The sequence below is a fragment of the Devosia sp. T2-14 genome (genome assembly GCF_055397495.1).
Window position 1 is genome coordinate 3,707,440 of sequence record NZ_AP027921.1, and the last position, 22,094, is coordinate 3,729,533.

General features: G+C 62.1%; 23 protein-coding genes. 17 read left to right on the forward strand and 6 right to left on the reverse strand.

What is annotated here, in order from left to right; genetic code table 11:
- Positions 1–20 precede the first annotated feature (20 nt).
- From ACZ5WT_RS18340 to ACZ5WT_RS18365, 6 genes are all read left to right on the forward strand, one after another.
- Complete coding sequence (locus tag ACZ5WT_RS18340; RefSeq protein ID WP_464285192.1) at positions 21–1,010, forward strand: SMP-30/gluconolactonase/LRE family protein; 990 nt, start codon at positions 21–23, stop codon at positions 1,008–1,010.
- Between the two features lie 268 nt (positions 1,011–1,278).
- On the forward strand, positions 1,279–3,360 hold the full coding sequence (locus ACZ5WT_RS18345) for a 4Fe-4S binding protein (protein WP_464285193.1): 2,082 nt from the start codon (positions 1,279–1,281) through the stop codon (positions 3,358–3,360).
- Positions 3,361–3,374: 14 nt separating this feature from the next.
- Positions 3,375–4,439 carry an FAD:protein FMN transferase gene (locus ACZ5WT_RS18350; protein WP_464285194.1) on the forward strand — a complete coding sequence of 355 codons (1,065 nt, stop codon included), beginning with the start codon at positions 3,375–3,377 and terminating at the stop codon, positions 4,437–4,439.
- Between the two features lie 112 nt (positions 4,440–4,551).
- Positions 4,552–4,950: a hypothetical protein gene (locus tag ACZ5WT_RS18355; RefSeq protein WP_464285195.1), complete on the forward strand. Its 399-nt coding sequence runs from the start codon at positions 4,552–4,554 to the stop codon at positions 4,948–4,950.
- A gap of 38 nt (positions 4,951–4,988) precedes the next feature.
- Complete coding sequence (locus tag ACZ5WT_RS18360; protein WP_464285196.1) at positions 4,989–5,594, forward strand: QcrA and Rieske domain-containing protein; 606 nt, start codon at positions 4,989–4,991, stop codon at positions 5,592–5,594.
- Positions 5,595–5,620: 26 nt separating this feature from the next.
- The gene (locus tag ACZ5WT_RS18365; RefSeq protein ID WP_464285197.1) at positions 5,621–7,423 is read left to right on the forward strand and encodes a PQQ-dependent dehydrogenase, methanol/ethanol family; all 1,803 of its coding nucleotides are present in this window, start codon (positions 5,621–5,623) and stop codon (positions 7,421–7,423) included.
- 56 nt (positions 7,424–7,479) lie between these two features.
- Here ACZ5WT_RS18365 and ACZ5WT_RS18370 read toward each other — a convergent pair whose 3' ends face one another.
- Positions 7,480–7,995, reverse strand: a complete 516-nt coding sequence (locus tag ACZ5WT_RS18370; protein WP_464285198.1) for a thermonuclease family protein — start codon at positions 7,993–7,995, stop codon at positions 7,480–7,482.
- On the opposite strand from ACZ5WT_RS18370, the gene ACZ5WT_RS18375 reads away from it, so the two are divergent.
- The 6 genes from ACZ5WT_RS18375 (at position 7,980) to ACZ5WT_RS18400 (ending at position 13,064) form a co-directional block, all read left to right on the forward strand.
- The gene (locus tag ACZ5WT_RS18375) at positions 7,980–8,777 is read left to right on the forward strand and encodes a hypothetical protein (RefSeq protein WP_464285199.1); all 798 of its coding nucleotides are present in this window, start codon (positions 7,980–7,982) and stop codon (positions 8,775–8,777) included. The two genes, ACZ5WT_RS18370 and ACZ5WT_RS18375, sit on opposite strands and share 16 nt — an antisense overlap.
- Positions 8,777–9,574 carry a pentapeptide repeat-containing protein gene (locus tag ACZ5WT_RS18380; RefSeq protein WP_464285200.1) on the forward strand — a complete coding sequence of 266 codons (798 nt, stop codon included), beginning with the start codon at positions 8,777–8,779 and terminating at the stop codon, positions 9,572–9,574. The genes ACZ5WT_RS18375 and ACZ5WT_RS18380 overlap by 1 nt, the downstream gene beginning before the upstream one ends.
- 117 nt (positions 9,575–9,691) lie before the next feature.
- Positions 9,692–10,129, forward strand: coding sequence for a cupredoxin domain-containing protein (locus tag ACZ5WT_RS18385; protein ID WP_464285201.1), 438 nt, complete (start codon positions 9,692–9,694; stop codon positions 10,127–10,129).
- Between the two features lie 4 nt (positions 10,130–10,133).
- Positions 10,134–11,108, forward strand: coding sequence for a PQQ-dependent catabolism-associated beta-propeller protein (locus ACZ5WT_RS18390; RefSeq protein WP_464285202.1), 975 nt, complete (start codon positions 10,134–10,136; stop codon positions 11,106–11,108).
- Complete coding sequence (locus ACZ5WT_RS18395) at positions 11,101–12,261, forward strand: ABC transporter substrate-binding protein (RefSeq protein WP_464285203.1); 1,161 nt, start codon at positions 11,101–11,103, stop codon at positions 12,259–12,261. Before ACZ5WT_RS18390 ends, ACZ5WT_RS18395 begins: the two co-directional genes overlap by 8 nt.
- Positions 12,252–13,064, forward strand: coding sequence for an ABC transporter permease (locus tag ACZ5WT_RS18400; RefSeq protein WP_464285204.1), 813 nt, complete (start codon positions 12,252–12,254; stop codon positions 13,062–13,064). Before ACZ5WT_RS18395 ends, ACZ5WT_RS18400 begins: the two co-directional genes overlap by 10 nt.
- Here ACZ5WT_RS18400 and ACZ5WT_RS18405 read toward each other — a convergent pair.
- Positions 13,061–13,801, reverse strand: a complete 741-nt coding sequence (locus ACZ5WT_RS18405; protein WP_464285205.1) for an ATP-binding cassette domain-containing protein — start codon at positions 13,799–13,801, stop codon at positions 13,061–13,063. The two genes, ACZ5WT_RS18400 and ACZ5WT_RS18405, sit on opposite strands and share 4 nt — an antisense overlap.
- Positions 13,802–14,039: 238 nt before the next feature.
- Here ACZ5WT_RS18405 and ACZ5WT_RS18410 point away from each other — a divergent pair, with 238 nt between their 5' ends.
- The 3 genes from ACZ5WT_RS18410 to ACZ5WT_RS18420 are packed head-to-tail and all read left to right on the forward strand — an operon-like array spanning position 14,040 to position 15,967.
- On the forward strand, positions 14,040–15,059 hold the full coding sequence (locus ACZ5WT_RS18410) for an aldo/keto reductase (protein WP_464285206.1): 1,020 nt from the start codon (positions 14,040–14,042) through the stop codon (positions 15,057–15,059).
- Between the two features lie 52 nt (positions 15,060–15,111).
- A complete protein-coding gene (locus tag ACZ5WT_RS18415) occupies positions 15,112–15,465 on the forward strand; it encodes an ArsR/SmtB family transcription factor (protein ID WP_464285207.1) in 354 nt (117 codons plus the stop codon).
- Between the two features lie 10 nt (positions 15,466–15,475).
- Positions 15,476–15,967, forward strand: coding sequence for an SRPBCC family protein (locus ACZ5WT_RS18420; protein WP_464285208.1), 492 nt, complete (start codon positions 15,476–15,478; stop codon positions 15,965–15,967).
- A 28-nt stretch (positions 15,968–15,995) separates the two neighbouring features.
- Here the strand turns inward: ACZ5WT_RS18420 and ACZ5WT_RS18425 are convergent, their stop codons facing one another.
- From ACZ5WT_RS18425 to ACZ5WT_RS18440, 4 genes are all read right to left on the reverse strand, one after another.
- Positions 15,996–16,385 (reverse strand): DUF2237 family protein, encoded by a 390-nt coding sequence (locus ACZ5WT_RS18425; protein ID WP_464287247.1) that lies wholly within the window; start codon positions 16,383–16,385, stop codon positions 15,996–15,998.
- A 2-nt stretch (positions 16,386–16,387) separates the two neighbouring features.
- Entirely contained in the window at positions 16,388–18,955 is a 2,568-nt protein-coding gene (gene cckA, locus ACZ5WT_RS18430) for a cell cycle histidine kinase CckA (protein ID WP_464285209.1), read from the reverse strand.
- A 243-nt stretch (positions 18,956–19,198) separates the two neighbouring features.
- Entirely contained in the window at positions 19,199–19,624 is a 426-nt protein-coding gene (locus ACZ5WT_RS18435; protein ID WP_464285210.1) for an OsmC family peroxiredoxin, read from the reverse strand.
- Between the two features lie 73 nt (positions 19,625–19,697).
- Positions 19,698–20,573, reverse strand: coding sequence for a LysR family transcriptional regulator (locus tag ACZ5WT_RS18440; RefSeq protein WP_464285211.1), 876 nt, complete (start codon positions 20,571–20,573; stop codon positions 19,698–19,700).
- 189 nt (positions 20,574–20,762) lie between these two features.
- Here ACZ5WT_RS18440 and ACZ5WT_RS18445 point away from each other — a divergent pair, with 189 nt between their 5' ends.
- Both ACZ5WT_RS18445 and ACZ5WT_RS18450 read left to right on the forward strand, forming a co-directional pair.
- Positions 20,763–20,912 carry a YjiS-like domain-containing protein gene (locus ACZ5WT_RS18445; RefSeq protein ID WP_464285212.1) on the forward strand — a complete coding sequence of 50 codons (150 nt, stop codon included), beginning with the start codon at positions 20,763–20,765 and terminating at the stop codon, positions 20,910–20,912.
- Positions 20,913–20,933: 21 nt separating this feature from the next.
- Positions 20,934–21,908 carry an aldo/keto reductase gene (locus ACZ5WT_RS18450; RefSeq protein WP_464285213.1) on the forward strand — a complete coding sequence of 325 codons (975 nt, stop codon included), beginning with the start codon at positions 20,934–20,936 and terminating at the stop codon, positions 21,906–21,908.
- Positions 21,909–22,094: the final 186 nt, after the last annotated feature.

A 22,094-nucleotide genomic window follows, 5' to 3' on the forward strand; every position in this document is an offset into this window, starting at 1 on the left:
ATATGACTGGGAGTTTTTTGATGAAATTGTCCAAACTAAGCATTTGTGCCGTCATTTTGCTGAGCCCGACAGCGGCCATCGCGCAGCAGGCCCCAGCGCCGGCTGAGGCCCAGCCGTTCAAGGCGGGCATGCCCGTGGGGGTGACCAGCCGCGACGGCGCCTACACCCCGGCTTCCGACAATGTGAAAATGTACGGCGCGCTGGTGAGCACCGAAAGCTGCTCCTACGACGCCGAACGCAATCTCATCGTGGCCCTCAACCGGGGCGCGCCGCAGGACAGGTTTCCCAACGACGCCTTCGTGTCACTGATCAACCACGATGGTTCCGTGCATACGCCGCGCTGGATTGGAGCCAACCGCAATGGACTGGTGCTCAACGAGCCGTTCGGCAGCGACATCATCAATGGAACGCTCTACGCCGCCGACAGCGACGGAGGCACCGCTGACGGCGTGGCCCGGACTGCCGTCATTCGCATGTTCGACATGGCAACCGGCGCACCCTCAGGCGAAATTCCCGTGCCTGATGTCGCATGGTTCAACGATATCGAAGTCGCAGACGATGGCACGATCTATGCGTCCCAGACCGGGGGCGGCAGGGACAACGACCCGATGCGCATCTACAAGATCAACCCGGACGGCACGTCGAGCATCTTCCTTGACGGCGCCCCACTCGCATCGCCAAACGGCGTCGGGATCGACGGCGAGGGCAATGTTGTCGTGGTCAATATCGGCGACGATGCCGTGCTGACCTTCTCGCCCGACGGCAAGCTGCTCAACACCGAGCATGCCGCGCAGCCCGGCAGCGACGGCCTCGTGATCATGGCCGACGGCACTAAATATGTCAGCAGCGTCACGCAGGGCGGTATTTCCAAAATCGTCCCCGGACAGCCTGCCGAGCTGATCACCACCGGCGTCCCTAGCGCTGCCTCGATGTGCTACGACGCCGAAGCCAATCAGCTGGTGATCCCGCTCAACAACAATAACGGACTGGCTTTCCTGAAGCTGGACTGACCGCAACCAGCACTGCTCGAACGACCGGGTGGACGCTGCAGTCCGCCCGGATTGCCCGGCCGCCCTCCATGTCAAATCGGCAAGCCGGTCCTCCAAAATCCCGCCGAGTGGACGGATGTGCCCGGGAACGCCTTCCCCCGGTGCGACAAATTGGCATAGACTCATATCAACCATCGAAGCGCATTCCGGCGGTGGGGGACTTGTTTTGTCTAGTTTTTTTGGTCGTATTGCCCGACTCGCCGGACTTTTCTTACCGGCAGTTTTCTGCGTGTCGCTCCTGGGCACATCGCAGGCTCAGGCCGTAGACTACGAATATGTCGAGCATCCGCCCGCATTGAGCGAGCGGCTGACGCCAGATGTGGTCAGCAGGGTGTTTCCCGAAGCGGACCGAACCGAATTGCTCGTCGACGACGGGCCGCCCTCGGCTGCCGCCTACAGTGGCGACACGCTTCTCGGATACATCTTTTCGACGCTGGATATCGTGCGCGCCCATGGCTATTCGGGCACGCCCTTCGACATCATTGCGGGCGTCGGCCTGGATGGCCGGGTGACGAGCGCCGTCAGCCTGTTCCACCGCGAGCCGCTGATTGTCGAGGACGACCGCCTCATCGCGCTAACGGACAAGTTTCTGACTGCCACCGCAGGCATGTCCTCGCGGACCGGCGCCGCCGATGGGCCCAAGCCGGAATTCCTTGCCGGGGTAACGACCTCCGGGCGCGCCTTCCGCAACGCCATCCGCGACAGTGCTCGCATGGTGCTGAGCGCAAGGCTGGGCCGGCCGGTGATCACGCAGCCGACGCTCGACATCGATAGCTTTGCCCCGATGGATCACAATGCCCTGCTGGCCGATGGCTCCATCGCATCGATGACCATCACCAACGCCGACCTTGCCCGGGTGATGGAGCAGGCTGGCGCAGCCGGGATGACCCCTGAAATTGCCCCACGCGGGGGGCCTGACGAGATCTACCTGCAACTGCGCGCCGGTCTCGCCACGCCGGCCATGATCGGCCGGAATGCCGCCGGCCGGGGCAGCCACGACCTGATCTTCGCCGACTATCCCGCGGGGTCGCAGGCAATCTTCCTTGCCTCGAATGGGCGCTATGATTTCCTGGGGTACAAATTCCAGAACAGTTCCACCGGCTTTCACCTTGAGCGGCTGCGCATCCTGCAGGGCGACCGCAGCTTCGAATTCGACAAGTCCCATTTCATGCGTGCGGGCATCCGACTGGGCAAGGTCAGCGGCATGGTGCTGCTGCCGCCCGATAGCGGCTTCGACCCGCTGGCGCCCTGGGGCGTGGAAGTGCTGGTCCATGCTGCAGATGCCAGCGGCGGCGCCGCAACGATCGCCCTGCCCGTGCTGAATTATCAATTGCCGGCCCAGCACATCCTGATGCCCGAACCGGACCCGGTTCCCGCCTGGGTGGAGGCATGGGAGCAAAGCCGGACGGAAGTGATCATCCTCGGACTGGCTCTAACTGTCCTCACCGGCATCCTAGCGTTCCAGTCGGCACTGTCGCGCAATCGCAGCATTCACCGCTGGGTACGTACTGGGTTCCTCGTGTTCACGCTGGTCTGGCTGGGTTGGACCGTCGGCGCCCAATTATCCATCGTGCATGTGATCAACTATCTGAAGGCCCCGTTCCAGAATCTGGATATCGGCTTCTATCTGGCGGAACCGCTGATCGTGATGGTCTCGATCTATACGGCTGTTTCGCTGCTGCTGATTGGACGCGGGGTGTTTTGCGGCTGGCTTTGCCCCTTTGGTGCCTTGCAGGAATTGCTCGCCCAGGCCGCGCGCCTGCTACGACTGCCGCAATGGAACCCGAGCTCGAAGCTCCAGGACAAGCTGTGGTGGGGAAAATATGTGTCCTTCACCGTGGTTGTCGGTCTGGCGTTTCTTGCACCCACAGCGGGCTCGGTCGCGGCAGACATCGAACCGTTCAAGACCGCAATTTCCACCCACTTCGTCCGCGCCCTGCCCTACGTGCTTTACGCTGTGGTGTTGCTGGCGATCGGCCTGTTTACCGAACGGGCGTTCTGCCGTTTCCTCTGCCCGCTAGGCGGCGCGCTGGCGATCCTCGACCGCCTGCATCTGCTGACCCTGCTCAAGCGTCGTCCCGAATGCGGTAGCCCCTGCAAGTTGTGCGAGCGCAGCTGCCCGGTGCGCGCGATCGAGCCGTCCGGCAAGATCAACATGGCAGAGTGCTTCCAGTGCCTGGACTGCCAGGTGGAGTATTACGACGACCATCGCTGCCCGCCACTGGCCAGGCAGCGCAAGCAGCGCGAACGCTCCAAAACCGATCAGCGTCCGAATGTCCCGGTCTTCACACGCAATGCGGTGGCCAAATGACCGGAACAACCCCAATGCGACCCAGCACTGCGCCGAGACTGTCGCGCCGGCAGGCGCTCAAGGTCCTGGCGGCGACGCTGGCTGTGCCAGTCGGCGTTGCGAGTCTCAGTCGGCTGGGCGAGCAGCCCGCATTCCAGACCTGGCAGGGTGAGTCGCTGGGCGGGCCGGCCAACCTGACGCTGTGGCACCCCAATGCGGCCTTTGCCCGAGCAACCATTGCCCGCATGCGCAGCGAGGTCGAACGGCTTGAACTGGTGTTCAGCCTGTTCCGCCATGACAGCGAGATTTCCCGCCTCAACCATAGCGGCCGGCTACTCACGCCATCAGCCGATCTCGTCGCAGTTCTGGAGACGGCGCGGGAAGTGGCCGAGGCGAGCAACGGCGCATTCGATCCCACCGTGCAGCCGCTTTGGAAAGCCTATAGCGACCATTTTCGCCAGCGGTCGGACATCCCAGCCGGGCCGTCATCCGCCATCATCGACGCGGCGCGCGCCCTGGTCGACTACCGCCAGTTGGAGATAGGCCCGCGGCAAGTGCGGTTCGCCAGGCCCGGCATGGCGATCACCCTCAATGGCATTGCCCAGGGCTATATCACCGACCGGATCGCCGACCTGTTGCAGCAGGAAGGTTTCGACAACAGCATGGTCGAACTGGGCGAGACCCGCGCCATCGGCGGCCGGCCCGAGGGAGGCGCCTGGACGATCGGCCTCAAGAATCCGCGCAACGCCATGGAAATCAGCGGCAGCACGGCGATCTACAATGAGGCGCTGTCGGTATCAGGTGGCCACGGTCACCAATTTCCAGGTTCGGAGCTGCACCACATCTTCGACCCGGCCAGTGGGCGCAGTGCCCAGCGGCTCCTGAACGTCAGCGTAGTGGCGCCGCGCGCTGTGATCGCCGATGCCCTTTCCACGGCCATTTTTGTTTCAGGCGAAACTGCGGCTCCGCACCTGCTGACGCGTTACCCCGCCGCGAGAGCGACGCTGACACGCCTAGATGGTGGCGAAGTTCGTGCTGCGGCCCGTGACATTTCCCTGATCAAAGCCGACGCCTCGGCCAGCGCTGGAACTTTAGTATGACTATTCCCAGTTCTTGCTTGCCATCTACGGTTTTTTTTGCCCCACTACCGTGGTTTGGATCAATTTTTCTAACTTTTTGGACCTCCAAGTTTAAATAGGAAGTATTGTCTTAATGCCTAAATCCAAACGCCGCTTTCTGACTGCATTCGTCGCGTTTTCACTGTGTTCGTCGCCCCTGTTGGCGCAGCCACTTGAATTAGACGGCACCTATGGAACACCGGCCGGCTGCGCGGTCATAAATGGCGAGCGCTCCATTCCAGATGGCAAGGTTAGAGCTCTGGGACCAGAGAAAGCGCTGGTTGACGAGGCCATCTGTACTATCACCGGACTGACCGATCCGATTGCCGAGAACGGCAAGACGATTTGGGACGCCAACGTCGTTTGTGAGGCCGGCCACGAGGAGGCCGAGAGCGGCACGCTGCGCATCTCGCTGCAGGACGACAAGAAATCCGTCGATATCAAGGTGCTCGATGGCGCCGGCCCGAAGGGGAAGCTGAACCTCTGCCAGTGATGGCGGGAGACATTTGTTACGAGTTAAGGGAGCGTTGAGTGAGCAGCAAAGACAACAACAAGGAATTTGGCGAAGGCCAGCCGATCTGCCGTCTGGCGGCGGGCTTCGGGCGGCGAGCCGTATTGCAGGGCATGGCGGCCGTTGGCGGCATTGCCATGGCCGGTCCCGCTTTCGCTCAGGCTGACGATGAGCTGGCGCCGCAGGTTGGCGATTTCATCACGATCCGTGAAGATGGCCGCCGGCTGACGGTTAAGGACCTGCGCGCAGGCACCAGCCCCAAGACAGCTTATGCCGTGTCGCCGGACGGGGTTATCCGCAACGGCGACTACATGAACACGCTGCTTGCCATCAAGTTCAACGACAGCGATCTGACCGACGAGGCCAAGACCGCCGCAGCTGAAGGCGTGTTTGTCTTTTCCGCGATCTGCACCCATGCCGGCTGTGAAGTAACCGGATGGCTTCGCGAAGAAAAAAATCTCGAGTGCCCGTGCCACGGCTCGCACTTCGACCCCAAGAACAACGGTTCCGTCGTATTCGGGCCGGCCAGCAGAAAACTGCCCCAGCTTGGTCTGGAAATAGTTGATGGCGAGATCGTGGTTGCTTCTGTCTTCGACTCACGAGTCGGCGGCGACGAGACGATGTGATTTAATTTGTATTGGGAGGCTACAGAATGAAACGGAGTTCTCTGCTGCAATCAAGCCTGATTGCGCTCAGCATGGCCTTGGCCATTGGCGCGCCGATGGCCGCCGACACGACGGCCGAGCGCCTGCTCGCTGCCGGAAGTGAGGCCGAAGACGCCAACTGGCTGATGGTTCACCGGACCTATGACAGCCATCGCTTCAGCCCGCTGAAGGAAATCAATGCCGACACCGTCAAAGACCTGTCGCTCGCGTTTGTGACGACCTTTGACAACGCCTCGCGCGGTGGCCGTTATGCCAGCGCTCGCAACGAGGGCACGCCCCTGGTTGAAGACGGCTTCATGTATGTCCAGACCGGCTGGTCCGTGGTGTACAAGGTGGACGTTCGCGACGGCAAGGTCGGCAAGATCCTCTGGAAGTACGACCCCGAAGTCGACCGCGAGTGGATCTCCGACGCGACCTGCTGCGGTGCAGAAAACCGCGGTATCGGCCTGTGGAACGGCGACGTCATCGGCCTGACCATGGACGGCCGCGTGTTCTCGCTCAGCAAGGAAAGCGGCGAAGTGAACTGGGAGGTGCAGCGCGCCGATCAGGAACGTGCCGAAAGCTTCACCGGCGCTCCGCTGATCGTGGGTGACACCGCAGTCTACGGCCCCGCAGGCGGCGAATATGGTATTCGCGGCTGGCTTGAAGCCCTGGACCTGAAAACCGGCGAGCCCGTGTGGCGGACTCACCTCATTCCCGGACCTGGCGAGCCAGGCTTTGACACCTGGGAAGGTCGTGACTGGGAGACTGGCGGCGCCTCGATCTGGCAGACCGGCAGCTACGACCCAGAGACCGGCATGATGTATTGGGGCACCGGCAACCCGGCGCCGCAGATCGACGCTGAATATCGCCCTGGCGATAACCTCTATGCGTCCAGCATCGTGGCGATCAACTCCAAGGATGGCGCCATCGACTGGCACTATCAGTTCACGCCAAACGACCCCTATGACTATGACGAAGTTGGTGACAACCAGCTGATCGACGTCGTCGGTGCCGATGGCAAGACCAGCAAGATGGTGGTTCGTGCGGCCCGTAACGGCTTCATGTATGGTTTCGACCGCGGCGACGGCAAGCTCAGCTATGCTGAGCAGTATGTTGAAGACGTCTCCTGGACCACTGGCATCAACCTCGAAACCGGCAAGCCGAACGAGTACGATCCTGCAGCCCGTCTGCAGAAGTACATTGCCGGCACCGTTGGTTCGCGTGCTGGCGACGTGGGCATCTACTGCCCGACCCTCGGCGGCGGCAAGAACTGGCAGCCTGCTGCATACAACCCGGGTACCAACCTGCTGTATGTGACTTCGGCTGAAGGCTGCTCGGCTTACGTGCCGGAAGAAGCACCAAACCCCAGCATCACCGGTGGTGAATACGACGTCGTGGCGGCTCAGCGTGAATGGAACGGGCGCCTGCCTGCTCCTGAAGGCACCGTCATGCCGGAAGTGTTCAACGGCGGTTCGGTCATCGCGATCGACCCCGTAAGCGGTGAAACCGTCAGCAAGGTCACCATGCCACGCCGCCATAACGGCATGCTGGCAACCGGTGGCAATCTTGTGTTCGGTTCGGGCACGGATGGCTTCCTGACTGCCTACGACGCCAAGTCGCTGGAAGTCGTCTGGAAGTTCAACGTCGGTACCTCGCTGGCTGGTCCGCCGATGAGCTACGCCGTTGATGGCAAGCAGTACATTGCCGTGCTGGCTGGTGCTGCTCCGTCTGCCGCAGATCGTGGCGTCTATCCGCCGTCCGCGTTCTTCGTGCCGACCGATCAGCTCTACGTCTTCGCGATCAACTAACTAATCGGAGGTGGGTCCCCACGGGACCCACCTTTGCCTGACACCGTGGGAAGCTGTCAGCGTTCGTTGAGATAGGTATCCTCCCAAATCCACGGAGGCGTGAATTCATCTGCGGCCCACAAACCAACCTTGCTCGCCTTGGCCTCTTCCTCAAGCTGCACGTATTCCTCAGACTGGTCAGGAAAAGCCATAGCCATTCCCTGGCGAACCATCTCAGCGGCGAGATCCTTCTCGCCAATAGTGCACCGGCCAAAACGCAGTACGCGACGGCGCAGGTGTGGATCGCGGATCTGCTCGCAGGTTACGGTCTGGTTCTCGATCAACCCTTCCAGCGCCGCCAGGGCCTCCAGACCGCAGCCGAATTTCTGGCCGTCTTTGGCACACCACTGAATTCGAAGAGGCGCATCAACTCCAAACAGAGCGAAGACCACACCGTTCACAGCCACATGGTCCCCTTCCACAGCAACCGCGGGACCAACCTCCGTCTTCAGCGGTGCGCTGAGTATCCCCTGCGCATATGTGGCTCCAACCAGCGCCGAATATAGAAAAGCCAAACATGCGACCCGTTTCATTTGTATTCTCCGCAATCCCTAAAAAACTTCGCTTTGCTCAATTTGCGTCGACAATCGCTGCCACCGTCCTGGCGCTGAGTTTCTCGAGCGCCGTGCAGGCCCAGCCTGAAAATCCTTTTCCGCCCGATTTTCGCACCCTCGGCATTGGTCAGCAGGCAGCAGATATTACCACCGAAGGGTATGACCGCTTTGCCTGCGGCAACAACGGCAATCTTCCATTGCAAGCCTTATCGGGTTGGGTGGACTACGCAAAATGCGCGCCAGATGAGAACGGGCTGCACGAAGTTGTCGTTGAATTCGGCAACAGCACCGAGCGCCTGTCCCAGCTGTTCCATGACCAATATGGCGAGGAACTTTGGCTGCAGCCCTTCGGGGGCACGCGCGTGGCCAACTTCCCCGTCGTGATGTCGCTGCTGTTTGACGACGACGGCGTGTCGCGGGCCTATCGCGCCGTAACCGATTCACGCGCCGAGACCCGGGACCGCTCCCGCGCCTATTTGCTGCGCTTCCGCGTCTATGCGCACTATGGCAGCGACGGCTGGGACTGCGTCAAATACGAACCGCGCTTCGGCCGGACGCCGGTCGGCACCAACTATGTCGACGAAGTCTGCACCAAATCCGTCGATGGCAAATTTGTGCGCGTCGAAGGCCACACCTTCCGCAAGCCAGGGCAAACCGGCGTTGATCTCACCGGCCAGTTTGCACCCGGCCAGTTTGAAAGCTCGACGCGCTGGGAAGCCTGGGACGCAACCTTTCCCCGTGTCGAAAAGGAAGCCCTGTAATGGCGCAACCAGGGCTGAAAGCGACAGTTGCGGCACTGCTTCTTCTGCAGGGTACGACTCTGGCGAGCGCCGACCCCTTGCAGGATTTTCTGGCCGGCAAGACGATGCGCTGCGTGGCCTGCGATTTTACCGGATCGGACCTGAGCGGCGCCAATTTGTCGGAGGGTGACTTCACCGACTCTGTCTTTGACGGCCTCGACCTGAGAGGAAAGAACTTGGCAAACTCAGGCTTCTATCGGGCCAGCATGCAGGGTGTGAACCTTGAAGGCGCTGACCTCACCCATACCGATTTCACCGAAGCCAATCTGACCGGCTCCAACCTGCGGAAGGCCACCGTCGACCAGGTGATTTTCTTCCGGACCAAGCTGTCAAACGTGGTTCTTGATGGGGCGACGGGCGTTGGCGCGGTGTTCCGCCGGGCCATCATGACCGGCGCGACGCTCAAGAACGCAGAAATGCCGTTCAGCCAGTATGAGAATGCGCGCCTGAGCGGCGTAGACGCCTCCGGTGCCGATCTGAAGGGGTCGACCTTCCACGGCGTCACGATGCAGAGATTCAACCTGCAAGGGGGCAGCGTTGAGGGGGGCGACCTCTCGGAGGTGAACGCCCGTAACAGCAACTTTGCCGGCGCCACGCTCAAGGGCGCCGACATGCTGCGCGCGGACCTGGTGAAGTCCGATCTCTCCAATGCCGATCTCAGCGGAACGCGGCTGCTTGCCGCCAATCTGCGCGATACGAATACTGACGGCACGAATTTCAGTGGCGCCCTTATGCCCGACGCCTCCTGGCATGATTAGAATTGGAGACAGACTGATTTAAGGCAGCATTCAATATACGATATTCACGATTTGATTGAACGAGCGCTGGGTTTCGCAATACGAGCAGCGCCAAGACATTACTTAGGGAAGAGACATATGACGATGAAGGTTTGGAATTCACTCGCAGCAGCAGCAGTTTTCACCTGCCTGATTTCGGCCCCCACACTCGCCGTGGCCGAAGGCAATCTGGCTTCGAACGCAACCCGCCTGCCAGATCTGGAAATCAACTCCGCTGACCTCACCTTCTCGCAGACCAGCTTCGAACTTGAGACCGGCAAGTACTATCGCTGGCGCATCGTTCATGATGGCGGCGAAGAGTTGGCCGTGATCGCCCCGGGCCTGTTCCGCAATTCCTGGATCAATCAGGTGATCATCAACGACCTCGAAATCACGCCCTATGGCCTGCACAGCGTCGAATTCGACGACGAAGGGACCATCGATATCTGGTTTGTACCGATCCGCCCCGGCGAGTACCAGTTTTCTGCCGACGGCTATGAGAGCCGTGGCATGGTCGGCACCTTTGTGGTGAAGTAAGGTCATGAACTTCAAGGCACTTTTTGCGATAGTCGCCATGGCCCTGGCCATGATTGTTCCCGCCCAGGCGGCGGGAACAAATCTGATCTTCGTTTCAAACGAGAAGGGCCACGAAGTGGTCGTTCTCAATCCTGACTACGAGATCATCAAGCGCATCGAGACCTCGCGCCGTCCCCGCGACATGCATTTCAACGCCGAGCGCACCCTGCTCTACGTGGCGTGTGGCGACGACGACATCATCGACATCATCGACATCGCCACGCTCGAAGTGGTGGACAGCATCCCGACCGGGCCCAGCCCGGAAGTGTTTGCCTTTTCACCCGATGAATCGCGCATCTACGTGTCCAACGAAGAGGACTCGCGCCTCGAGGTGATCGATGCGGCCACCCGCATTTCAATCGCCGACATTCCGACCGGCGCCGAGCCCGAGGGGGTTATCGCTACCGCCGACAACAGCACGGTTTACGTGACTTCGGAGGTCGCGGACATGATCCATGTCGTCGACGTTGCGACCAATGCCGTGACCAAGAACATCCTGGTCGGCACCCGCCCCCGCCGCTTCGCCCTGACGCCAGACGACACCGAACTGTGGGTTTCAGCTGAGCTTTCCAGCGAGATCTACGTCATCGACCGCGCCACCAACGAGGTCAAAGAGGTGCTGGAATATCTGCCGCCAGGCTTTCGCCTTGAAGACGTGACCCCGGTCGGCATCGACATCACCAAGGACGGCACCAAGGCGCTGGTCAGCCTGGGCCGCGCCAACCACATCGCGATTGTCGATGTCGCGACCAAGGACGTGATTGAATATGTGCTTGTCGGCCGGCGCGCCTGGTCGGTGGCCCTCAATCATGATGACTCCACCGCGATTGTCGCCAATGGCCTCTCCGACGACATTACCATCGTTGATATGGCCACGATGAAAGCCGTGAAATCCATTCCGGTTGGCCGCGTCCCGCATACGGTGTTGATTGATGATTAGGCCATTGGCGACGCTTGGGTTTTCTCTGTTGGTGTCGACGGCCCTGGCCGCCGACATCAGCATTGGCTACCTCTCGCTTGAGAATGACCCGCGCTATTCCGAAGACTACGCCTATGCGCGGATCGAGCTGCACCCCACCGGCGACGCGCTCAAGGGTGCCGAACTCGGCTTGCTCGATTCCCAGATGCTGGCTGAGGCGACCGGCAACGCCTTCCGCCTCGATGCCGAACAAGCCGGTGACGTCGAAGGGCTGCTGGCAAAGGTTGAAGCCATGGCCTCAGCCGGGACTCAATTTGTCATTCTCGATCTGCCTGGCGAAACGGTTGACCAGTTGGCCAGTGCAAGCCGCGACCTGCCGGTGACGCTAGTCAACGCCACGGCGCCGGACGACGTGTTGCGCGCCCGCTGCTATCCCAATCTGCTGCATACGGCGGCATCGGACCGGATGACCGCCGACGCAATGGTGCAGTATCTGCGCAGCAATAACTGGACCAAGGTGTTGCTGCTGGTGGGGGATAGGCCCCGCGACACCCAGATCGCCGACAGCTTCCGCCAGTCGGCCGAACGCTACCGTCTGAACATTGTTGATGAGCGGCCGTTTTCGCTCAGCACCAATCCCGAAAGCCGAGAGGAAAACAATTCCCGGCTGCTGACCGGCGGTGTGGATTATGACGTGATCTACCTTGCCGACAGCGATGGCGAGTATGGCCGCTACCTGCCCTTCGCGACCCAGTTGCCGCGCCCCGTTCTGGGCTCGACCGGACTGGTTGCGACCGAGTGGCACTGGTCGCTCGAGCGTTATGGCGCGCCTCAGGTCAATTCGCGCTTTGCAGATCTGTCGGATGGGCGGCGGATGGCCGGGCAGGACTGGTCGACGTGGATTGCGGCCAAAGCCATCGCCACCGCCTACACCAAGTCGCGTGCTACCGACGCGGCCGGCATCGACGCCTATCTGCGTGGCCCAAAGCTGCGCATTGACGGCTCCAAGGGCGTGACCATGAACTTCCGCGAATGGGACGGCCAGATGCGCATGCCGGTCATGCTGGCGACCCACAATGCGGTTATCGCCATTCCGCCGCTTGATGGGTTTGCGCATCAGCTCAATACCCTTGATACGCTGGGAACCGACGAGCCCGAACACGCGTGTCTGTAACAGCCCGTCACCTCTGGCTCGGCATTGTTGCCATCAGCTGGCGCGAGATTTCAAAATTCTTGCGCCAGACTGAACGGCTGCTCGCGGCCCTGATCCGGCCTGCCCTGTGGCTGCTCGTGTTTGCCACCGGCATGCACGATCTACTGGGCGTCTCGATCATCCCGCCCTACCAGACCTATACGCCCTATCAGGAATATATCCTGCCGGGGCTGGTCGGAATTGTCGTGCTGTTCCAATGCATGCAATCGGCGCTATCCATGGTCTATGACCGGGAAGCTGGTGTGATGCGCGTGATGCTGGTCTCGCCACTGCCGCGCAACTACCTGCTGTTTGGCAAGATCGTTGGGGCGACCGTGCTCTCGCTGCTGCAGGCCTTTGCCTTCCTCGCGCTGGCCCGGCTGTTTGGCTACGGCTTTCCGCCCTGGGGCTACCTCACCATCATTCCGGCCATCCTGCTGTCGGGGCTGATGCTGGGCTCCATCGGCCTCCTAGTCTCGGTCTATACCCGTCAGCTGGAAAATTTCGCCGGCATGATGAACTTCGTTGTCTTTCCGATGTTCTTTCTGTCATCCGCGCTATACCCGCTGTGGAAGCTGCGGGAAGTCGGGGCCCAGCCAGTCTATTATCTCTCCGAGGCAAACCCCTTTACCCATGCCGTGGAGCTGATGCGGTTCGCCGCCTATGGCCGGTTCAGCTGGATCGATTTCGCGGTCGTTGCAGGCGCGACCATTGTCGCCTTTGCGCTGGCCGCGCGGGGCTATGACCCACAGGCCGGGGCTATCCGCAAGCAGAAGCGCGACTAGGCCGCTATCGCCGCATTGCCCACCAGCGCCAGATAGGCCTCGGCCAAAGTCGCGACGCCTGCCCGTGCACAGATTTCCGCCGGTGTCCCGGTCGCCAGGACCAATCCTCCGGCGATCAGCACGACCCGGTCTGCTGCCGCGACCTCCTCCACCAGATGGGTGGCCCATAGCACAGCGACCTTGCGGCTGCGCTGTAGCCCGATGATATGCTCGTTGAGCAGGCGCCGGGTTTCGGGGTCCAGCCCCACCGAAGGCTCATCCATCAGCAGCAATTCCGGCCGATTGAGTAGCGCCCGCGCGATTTCCACGCGCCGCTGATTGCCGCCCGACAGCGTGCGCACCGCCTTCCTGGCAACCGCATCGATTTCCATCAGCTGCATCACCTCGTCGATGCGCGCTGCCAGCGTCTTGCCCGACAGACCGAACAGCGCCCCATGGAATTCCAGATTGGCCGCGACGCTCATTTCCAGATCGATGGAGCGGGTCTGAAAAACCACGCCCAGCCTGCGCAGGATTTCGGACGCGTTTTCCCGGTAGCCAAGCCCAAAGGCCGAGATCGAACCGCCATCCGGCACGAACAGGCCGGCGGCCAACTGAAACAAGGTGGATTTGCCCGAACCATTGGGACCCAGCAGACCCACAAACTCACCGGAGCCAACCGTCAGGCTGACGCCCTTTAAAGCCTCGGTCTTGCCATAGGACTTGCGGACGTCGCGGAACTCCAGGGAAGGCGTCAAAACTACGACCTTTCGATCTTGCCGCAGGTGACGATGAGACGGCCTGCGTTGGAAATGCACGCGATCGCGCGATGGACCGCCACTGAACTATTGATAGGGGACGGTCCCGGCCTTGTCCCTACCCATCCTGTTCTTTTTGCGCCTTTCTTGAAGAGGTCCCAGACGCGTCCTGAGTTGGATTGATCTTGAAGCAGTTCAACTAACATGTCAGTTATCCTCCGCCTGTGGAGGGGATCAAATGACGGGTCGTGCATTCGAGAAACGCCGTGTTGGGCGCACCAACCTTGAGATGACCACTCTGGGGCTGGGGGGCGCCACAATCGCCGGGAGTTTCCGGGCCGTCCCCGCCGAACAGGCGCGCGCCACCGTGGCCCACGCCATCGATATCGGCATCAACTACATCGACACCGCCCCGCACTATGGCATCGGCCGCTCCGAGCATCTGGTGGGCGACGTGTTGCGGGAGCGCGCCGAACCGGTTTTGCTATCAACCAAGGTTGGGCGTCTGCTTAAGCCAGTCGACAAGGGCCACAAGCACGGCACCGAATTCGTCGATCCCCTGCCCTTCGAGGAAGTGTTCGACTACTCTTATGACGGCATCATGCGGTCGTTCGAGGATAGCCAGCAGCGGCTGGGCATGAGCGAGATCGATATCCTCTATGTCCACGATATCGGCACCGGCACCCACGGCGTGGACGGCAACCGGCCCTATTGGCAGCAGCTGACCAGCGGCGGCTATCGCGCCCTGCGGGAGTTGCGGGACAGCGGCACGGTGAAAGCCATCGGTCTCGGCGTCAACGAGTGGCCGGTTCTGATGGACGCCATGGCGCTGGGCGACTGGGACGTCTTCCTGCTGGCCGGGCGCTACACCCTGCTGGAACAGACATCGCTTGAGCCATGCCTGAGCACCTGCCTGCAGCGCGGCACGTCCATTGTCGTGGGCGGGCCGTTCAACTCCGGCATTCTGGTGGGCGGCAGCACGTTCAATTACGCCAAGGCTCCAGAGGAAATCGTGCGGCGAGTCAGCGCCATCGAGGCTGTCTGCCGCGAATTCGATGTGCCCCTGCCCGCCGCAGCGCTGCAATTCCCACTGACCCACCCGGCCGTCTGCAATGTCTTGCCAGGGCCGCGATCGCCCGAGGAACTCGACGGCATCGTTGACTGGTGGTCGGTCAATATCCCCGACGCCTTGTGGACGACGCTGGCGGAAAAAGGCCTGCTGGCGCCCGGCACGCCGGTTCCTGGCGGCGTTGCCTGACACGGGGCAAACCTGATATAACCATCCAGTTCTAGAACTGATGAGTTATTCCGTGGCCGATCCAAATTCTCTCGATACGACCTTCCAGGCGCTTGCCGACCCGACGCGGCGGGCCATTCTGGCGCGCCTGGCAAAGGGCGAAGCTTCGGTGATGGAGCTGGCAGAGCCCTTTGCCATGAGCCAGCCGGCCATCTCCAAGCACCTGAAAGTGCTGGAGAATGCCGGCTTGATCTCACGCAGCCGGGACGCGCAGCGCCGCCCCTGCAAGCTGGAAGCCAAGCCACTGGCGGAAGCGACGGGCTGGTTGATAGAATATCGCAAGTTCTGGGAGACCCAGTTCGGGCAGCTCGACCGGCTGCTCGACGAGTTGAAGCGGCTGGAGGCCCAAGCCGGCCCGAACAACTGAGGAGCGCGCGATGAGCTTTGGCGGCCCGCTGACCGTGACAACACCCACCGATACCCAGATCGTCATCACCCGGCAGTTCGACGCTCCTCGGCATCTGGTCTTTGCCTGCTACACCCAGCCGTCTCTGATCCGGCGATGGCTCAACGGCGCAGAAGGCTGGATCATGACGGTCTGCGAGTTCGATGCCCGGGTGGGCGGCAAGTACCGCTACGAATGGAAAGCCCCCGACGGCTATGTGATGGGCATGGGCGGCGTGATCCGCGAATTCGAGCCGGTCTCGCGCGTCGTCACCGCCGAACTGTTCGATGAGGACTGGACGGGCGGCGAGACCATCGGCCTGCTGGAACTGACCGAAATCGATCAGCGCACGACGCTCATCAACACCATCACCTACGCCTCCAAGCAGGCCCGCGACGCCGCCCTGGCAACCCCGATGGCCGAGGGCATGGAATTCGGCTTCGTCAAGCTGGACAGAGTTTTGGTGGAGCTGATGACGGAATGAGGCCAACCCGCCTCCCCGCTAACTAACCCTAGTTTAGATCCAGCGCATACGCCTTGAGGACCTCAAGGGGGATAAGCCCCAGGACGGCCTGATTGGTGGAACGGAGGTAGACGCGAGGCGCGGCGCCATCGTGGTGAGCCTGCCACCAGCGCTGGGCGACGAGACACCAGCGGTTGCCGGCCACGAGCCCAGGAAAGGCGAATTGCGGCATCGGGGTCGAGAGGTCGTTGCCCACCGATTTCGAGTAAGCCAGAAACGCTTCCGTTGCCTCGATGCACACCAGGTGCACTGCGGCATTGTCGGGTCCGGCCGAGCAATAGCCGGTGCGGAAGAACCCGGTCAGCGGGTCGCTCGAACAGGGGCTCAGCGCTTCGCCCAAGACGTTGAGCTCGGCTGGCCCTTCAAAGCGACCCTGCACGTTCAATTGCCGTCGCCCTTGGCCACCATCTGCAGCACTTCCTTGACCTTGGTATTGATCTGGTCGAGCGAATAGGGCTTGGGCAGGAATTCGACGCTCTGGTCGTCCTGGATGTCGCGGCGAACGCTTTCCTCGGCGTAACCGGACACGAAGATGACCTTGAGATCAGGCATGGTCTGGCGGAGCTGTTTGAGCAGCGTCGGACCATCCATTTCGGGCATGACGACGTCGGAGATCATCAGGTCGATCTTGTAGTCGAGGTCTTCGAGCACTTCGAGCGCCTCTTCGCCGCCGTCTGCCTCGAACACCTCATAGCCGGTGGCGCGCAGGGCGCGAGCGGAGAAGGCGCGGACGCTCTCTTCGTCTTCCACCAGCAGGATGCGCTCGTGACCGGTGAGGTCGCGCGCCGGAGCGGCGGCAGCCGTCTTGGTGGTTGCCTCGTTGACCGCCGGAATGTGGCGCGGCAGGAATATCTTGAAGGTGGTGCCCACCCCGACCGTCGAGACCGGGTAAATGTAGCCCTCGGTCTGCTTGACGATGCCATAGACCGTCGAGAGGCCAAGACCGGTACCCTTGCCGAGGTCCTTGGTGGTGAAGAAGGGCTCGAAAATCTTGGCGATGACTTCGGGGCTCATGCCCGTGCCCATGTCCTCGACGTCGATCAGCACGTAGTCCGCCGGCGTCATGCCGTCGAAGTTCATGCGCTCGGCTTCGGACCGTTCGACATTGGAGGTACGGATGGTGATTGCGCCGCCATTGGGCATGGCATCGCGGGCATTGACCACGAGGTTGATGATAACCTGTTCGAGCTGAACCACGTCGGCGCGAACCGGCCAGATATTGCGGCCATGCTCGACGCCCAGCGTGTTCTTCTCGCCGATCATGCGCTTGAGCAGCACAGTCAGGTCGTCGACGATCAACGGCAGCTCGAGCACCTGCGGACGCAGGGTTTGACGGCGCGAGAAGGCCAACAGTTGGCGGGTGAGGCCGGCCGCGCGATTGGCGTTCTGCTTGATCTGCATGAGTTCGCTGAACGAGGGATCGCCGGGCTTGTGCTTGAGCAGCAGCAGGTCGGAGAAGCCGATAATAGCGGTCAGCAGATTGTTGAAGTCGTGTGCCACACCGCCCGCGAGCTGGCCAACGGCCTGCATCTTCTGGCTCTGGGCGAACTGGGCCTCAAGCTTGCGCTGGTCGGTCATGTCGAGGGCGTAGACATTGACCTGCTCGGGCGAGCCCGAGCTCATTTCGGAGGCCGACAGGTAGAGCCGGACGGCATGGTCGCCCTCGGCGCTGAGGAAGGCATCGACGGGCTCGACCTCGGAGAGATGCGCGGAAGCATCGGCAACGGCGCGCGCAAACTTTTCGCGGCTGCCTTCGCCGATCAGTTCGCTGAGCGGCTGCAGCTCAAGGCTCTTTTCTTCGCCCGACCATTTGAAGATACGGCCGAACGGCGCGTTGGTGCGGATGATCCGCCCTTCCCCGTCAAGCGTCGCAATGGCGAAGGGGGTGTCGTTGAAGAAGCGCGAGAAGCGCACTTCGGCCGCGCGCAGCTCTTCTTCGGTATCGGGAGCGCTGGATTGGTCGAGCACCAGGGTACGGGTTTCGCCCAGTTCGCCATCGGCAAGGCGGGCGGCGCGATGCAGCAGGCGCACCGGCAGGCTGGTGCCATTGCGGCGGACCAGGTCGATATCGATGATCTCAGTACGGATTTCGCCGTCCCCGCGACCGCGCATCAGCAAGGTCGCCCCATCGCCGCGCACCACGTCGGACAGGCTTAAATGGCCCGAATTGAACTCAGCGAGGTCGTAGCCCAGCCAATCGGCAAGGGTGGAGTTGAGATACTGAATGCGGCCATGCGCGTCGGCGGAGAAAAAACCGGCCGGGGAATGGTCGAGATAGTCGATGGCGCGCTGCAGGTCGCGGAAGGCGCTTTCGTTATTGTCGCGGTCCCGGGTGATGTCTTCAACCGACCAAATGACGAGCGGCTTCTTGGCCTCGTCGGACTCAGGCAGCGGGCGCACGCCGACGCGATACCAGAACACCTTGGCGCTGTCGGAAATCGAGCCGCCAAGGCCTCCGACAATGCGGATATCCTCGACAGCGGCGCGGCCATCCTTGGCGGCGCGCGACAGGCGGTAAATGCCCTCGCTGGCCTCGGACTGTCCGGCGAACAGGCGCGGCACGCCGACGGGAACGCCATTATTGATGGCGCCACTGAAGCTGCCGTAATGAGCGTTGACGTAGGAGATCTTGCCTTCGCGATCTGAGACCACTGCGCCGAAGGGCAGACTGTCGACCACGGCATTGGACACCGTGCGGCGCTCTTCGCCATTGGCGAAGCGGAACAGGCCGGCTGCCAGCCCAAACAGGCAGAACACGCCAACCACCGCCAGCACGCCGACAAAGGCCATCACCACATCAGCCGAAATGCTATTGCCGAAGAAGGTGAAGGCGACGGCGATGCCAACCAGAACGACGCTGAGCACGACAACGCGCCACAATCCCGAGCTGCTGCGTCCCGCCTGGAGCGGATCGGGATAGTTGTCCTCGCCGAGGCGCGTCGTTGCCATGGTCAATTTGCTCCGTAGCCGGTGAGTCTGGCCGAATCAGGCGCTGCGTCAAGGTCTAGCAAATGGTCCGGCACTGCGGGAAGCCGATCACGGTTTTCAACATCGGAGGCACCACGGACGTGCCAAAACGCCGCCTGACCCCGCGCTTATCCAGGCGATTTTGGCGAGGCTGCAGTGCGAGGCATGACAAGATGCCCGCGGATCACCTCCGCGGGCCGTGCAGGTGAGTGTTCTCAGCGACGCTTAGGCGAGCTTTGCCTCAAGCGTGACATCGATGGCGCCGAGCGCCTTGGACACCGGGCAATTGATCTTGGCCTTCTCGGCCAGCTCCAGGAACGTGGCGTTGTCAATGCCCGGCACTGTGCCGACGAGGGTCAGTGCGCTGCCGGTAATGCCCGTGCCGGGGACCAGCGTGACCGCCGCTTCGACCTTGAGATTGGTCGCCGGCGTACCGTTCTCGGCCAGAAAATGCCCCAGCTGCATCGCAAAGCAGGCTGAGTGAGCCGCCGCGATCAGCTCCTCCGGGCTGGTGCCCGAACGGCCACTTTCATCAACGAAACGCCCCTTGTGGGTATAGGGCAGCGTCGCGAATGCGCCACTCGGAACATCAAGGGTTCCCGACCCTTCCTTCAGCGATCCTGTCCAGTTGGCGGTGGCCGTGCGCTTCATTGTGATCTCCCAGGTTGCACTATGGGCAAACCCTAGCAACTGCGGTGGCGGCGCAGAAGTTCCAATCGTCGCGCTAAACTCCATGCAGCGGCCGTTCACCGCGCATCAGCGGCGCGTGGGCCAGCATAAGGTCCGCTAGGCGCTCGGAAACGGTGCGGACGGCAAGGCCGTGGCGCTCCTCGTGATGGCTGACCAGCCAGAGATCGGTTTCGAGCTCGGCAATGGGCGTGGCGACACGGATCAGGCGGGGGTCGGTATCGGCAAGGAAACAGGGCAGCACGGACAGCCCTGCCCCGGCAGCGACCAGTTCGCGCACGCTCATCGGATCATTGCCGCGCACCCCGATGCGATCGCCGTGATGGGCCTGAATCCAGCGAGAACTATGGGTCTGCCCATTCTCGCCCGAAACGCCCACGAACAGGCCTGCCTTGATGCCATTGATCAGATTGACGCCCGAATAGATGGCGAAGGCTGCCTTGCCAATCTGGCGGCGGACCAGCCACTGCTCGGTGGGGCGTTCGTTGCGAATCCCCAGATCGGCATTGCGGTGGCCGATATCGATCTTCTGTCCCGCCGTGACCAGCTCGATGCCAAAGCGATCGTCGGCGCGCCAGATGTCGCCGATATGGTTGGCGACGAAAGACGAGGTCCACGGACCCGCTGAAATCCGCACCACCCGCTCGCCGACGCTGCCGTCCCGCCAGTGCTTGAGCGAAATCATCGCCGCTTCGACGTCTTCGGCGCGGGCCAGCAGCTCTTCGCCGGCCTTGGTCAGCCGATAGCCAGTCTGCGAGCGGTGAAACAGCGGCTCACCGACCTGCCGCTCCAGCGCCGTAACACGCCTGCCCAGCGTCGCCGCACTCAGCCCGGTCGTGGACGTGGCCGCACTGAGCCCGCCCAGCCGCGCCACATCGAGAAACAGCCGCAGATCGTCCCAACCAAAATCCATTTTTCATTTCTGCAAAGCGCATTGCGATCCTGAGCATAGCGGTGCGGGGCATTTTTGCGCAAGTATGACTTCAGCGGCGCAAGTAGCGCGCCGGGCGGCAAGTCAAATACAGCCAGGTTTGAAAAGCAGGTCACGCAGTGGCCGGCACTGGCTTTGCCTTGCCGCGAATTCCGACGAAGGAGACTTCTTGTGTTCACACGCTTCACCCGGCGACTCCGCTCCTGGCAGCAGGACCGGGCCATGATCCGCAAGCTTGCCGTGCTCGATGACCGCCTGCTGGCCGACATGGGCATTACCCGCCGCGATATCGAACGCTTCGTGTCCGATCGCGCGAACTGAACGGAAGGCAGGAGCAGTTTCATGCAACAGAACAATCTTGGACGCTTCGGCCCCGTCAGCCGCCTGACACTGGGCGGTGGCGGGATCGGCCAGGGCTGGGGCGCGGCCTCCGACGCTGACTCCGTCGGCACCATCCACCGCGCCATCGAGGCGAGGATCGACCTGATCGACACCGCGCCCGGCTATGCCAATTGCGAACGCATGATCGCCCGTGCTTTCAAGGGCCGGATGCCCGAGCACGTGCGCATCACCACCAAATTTGGCCTGGGCTCTCCGCCCGAGGACGAAGTCTATTCCCGGCTGCGGACATCGCTCGAAATCAGCCTTGCGGCGATGATGCTGGATCGCGCCGACATCATGCTGCTCCACACCGAAATCCGGCCGGACAACTTCGACTATCCCGCCGCCGAACCTCCGCGCGATACGCGATCGACCAGCCTGACGCTGTTCCGCGAAGCGGTGGTACCCGCCTTCGAGCGGTTGATGGCCGATGGCCTGATCGGTGGCTGGGGCATTACCGGCATCAACCTGCCGGATACGACAATCGATGTGCTGTCATCGGGGCCACGCCCCGTGGCCGTGCAGGCGATCAGCAATCTGCTCGACAGCGCCGGTGCCATGAATGGCAGCGGCATACGGGCTCGCCCCCGCCATGTGATCGCCACCGCAAAGGCCAATGACGTCGGGGTCATGGGCGTGCGAGCGGTGCAGGCGGGGGCGCTGACGGCGGGGTTTGACCGCCGGCTGCCGGGAGAGGCGCGGCCCGACCAGTCGGATTTCGACCGGGCCGCGTCTTACCGGGCACTCTGCCTACAGTGGGGCGACGACCCCGCTATCGTTGCCTATCGCTACGCGCTGGGCATGGCGGGGGTCGATACGCTGGTGCTGGGGGTCAAGAACGTCGCCGAGCTGGAACAGGCACTGGAAGCAGAACGGCTGGGTCCGCTGGAGCCGGCGCAGCTGGCCGCGATTGACGGGCTGGGTTTGCGGGACTAGCTCCCGATCTCTCACACCCTTGATGTCACCCCGGCTCAAGGCCGGGGTGACCCAGCGGAAGTGCATCCTCGTGCCCAACTCCCCACCGGCGCTGCCCACGGACTTGATCCGTGGGCCATTATCAACCCGTGCAGAGTGTCAAACGGCCCGCGGATCAAGTCCGCGGGCAGCGATTGTGGGTGGTAG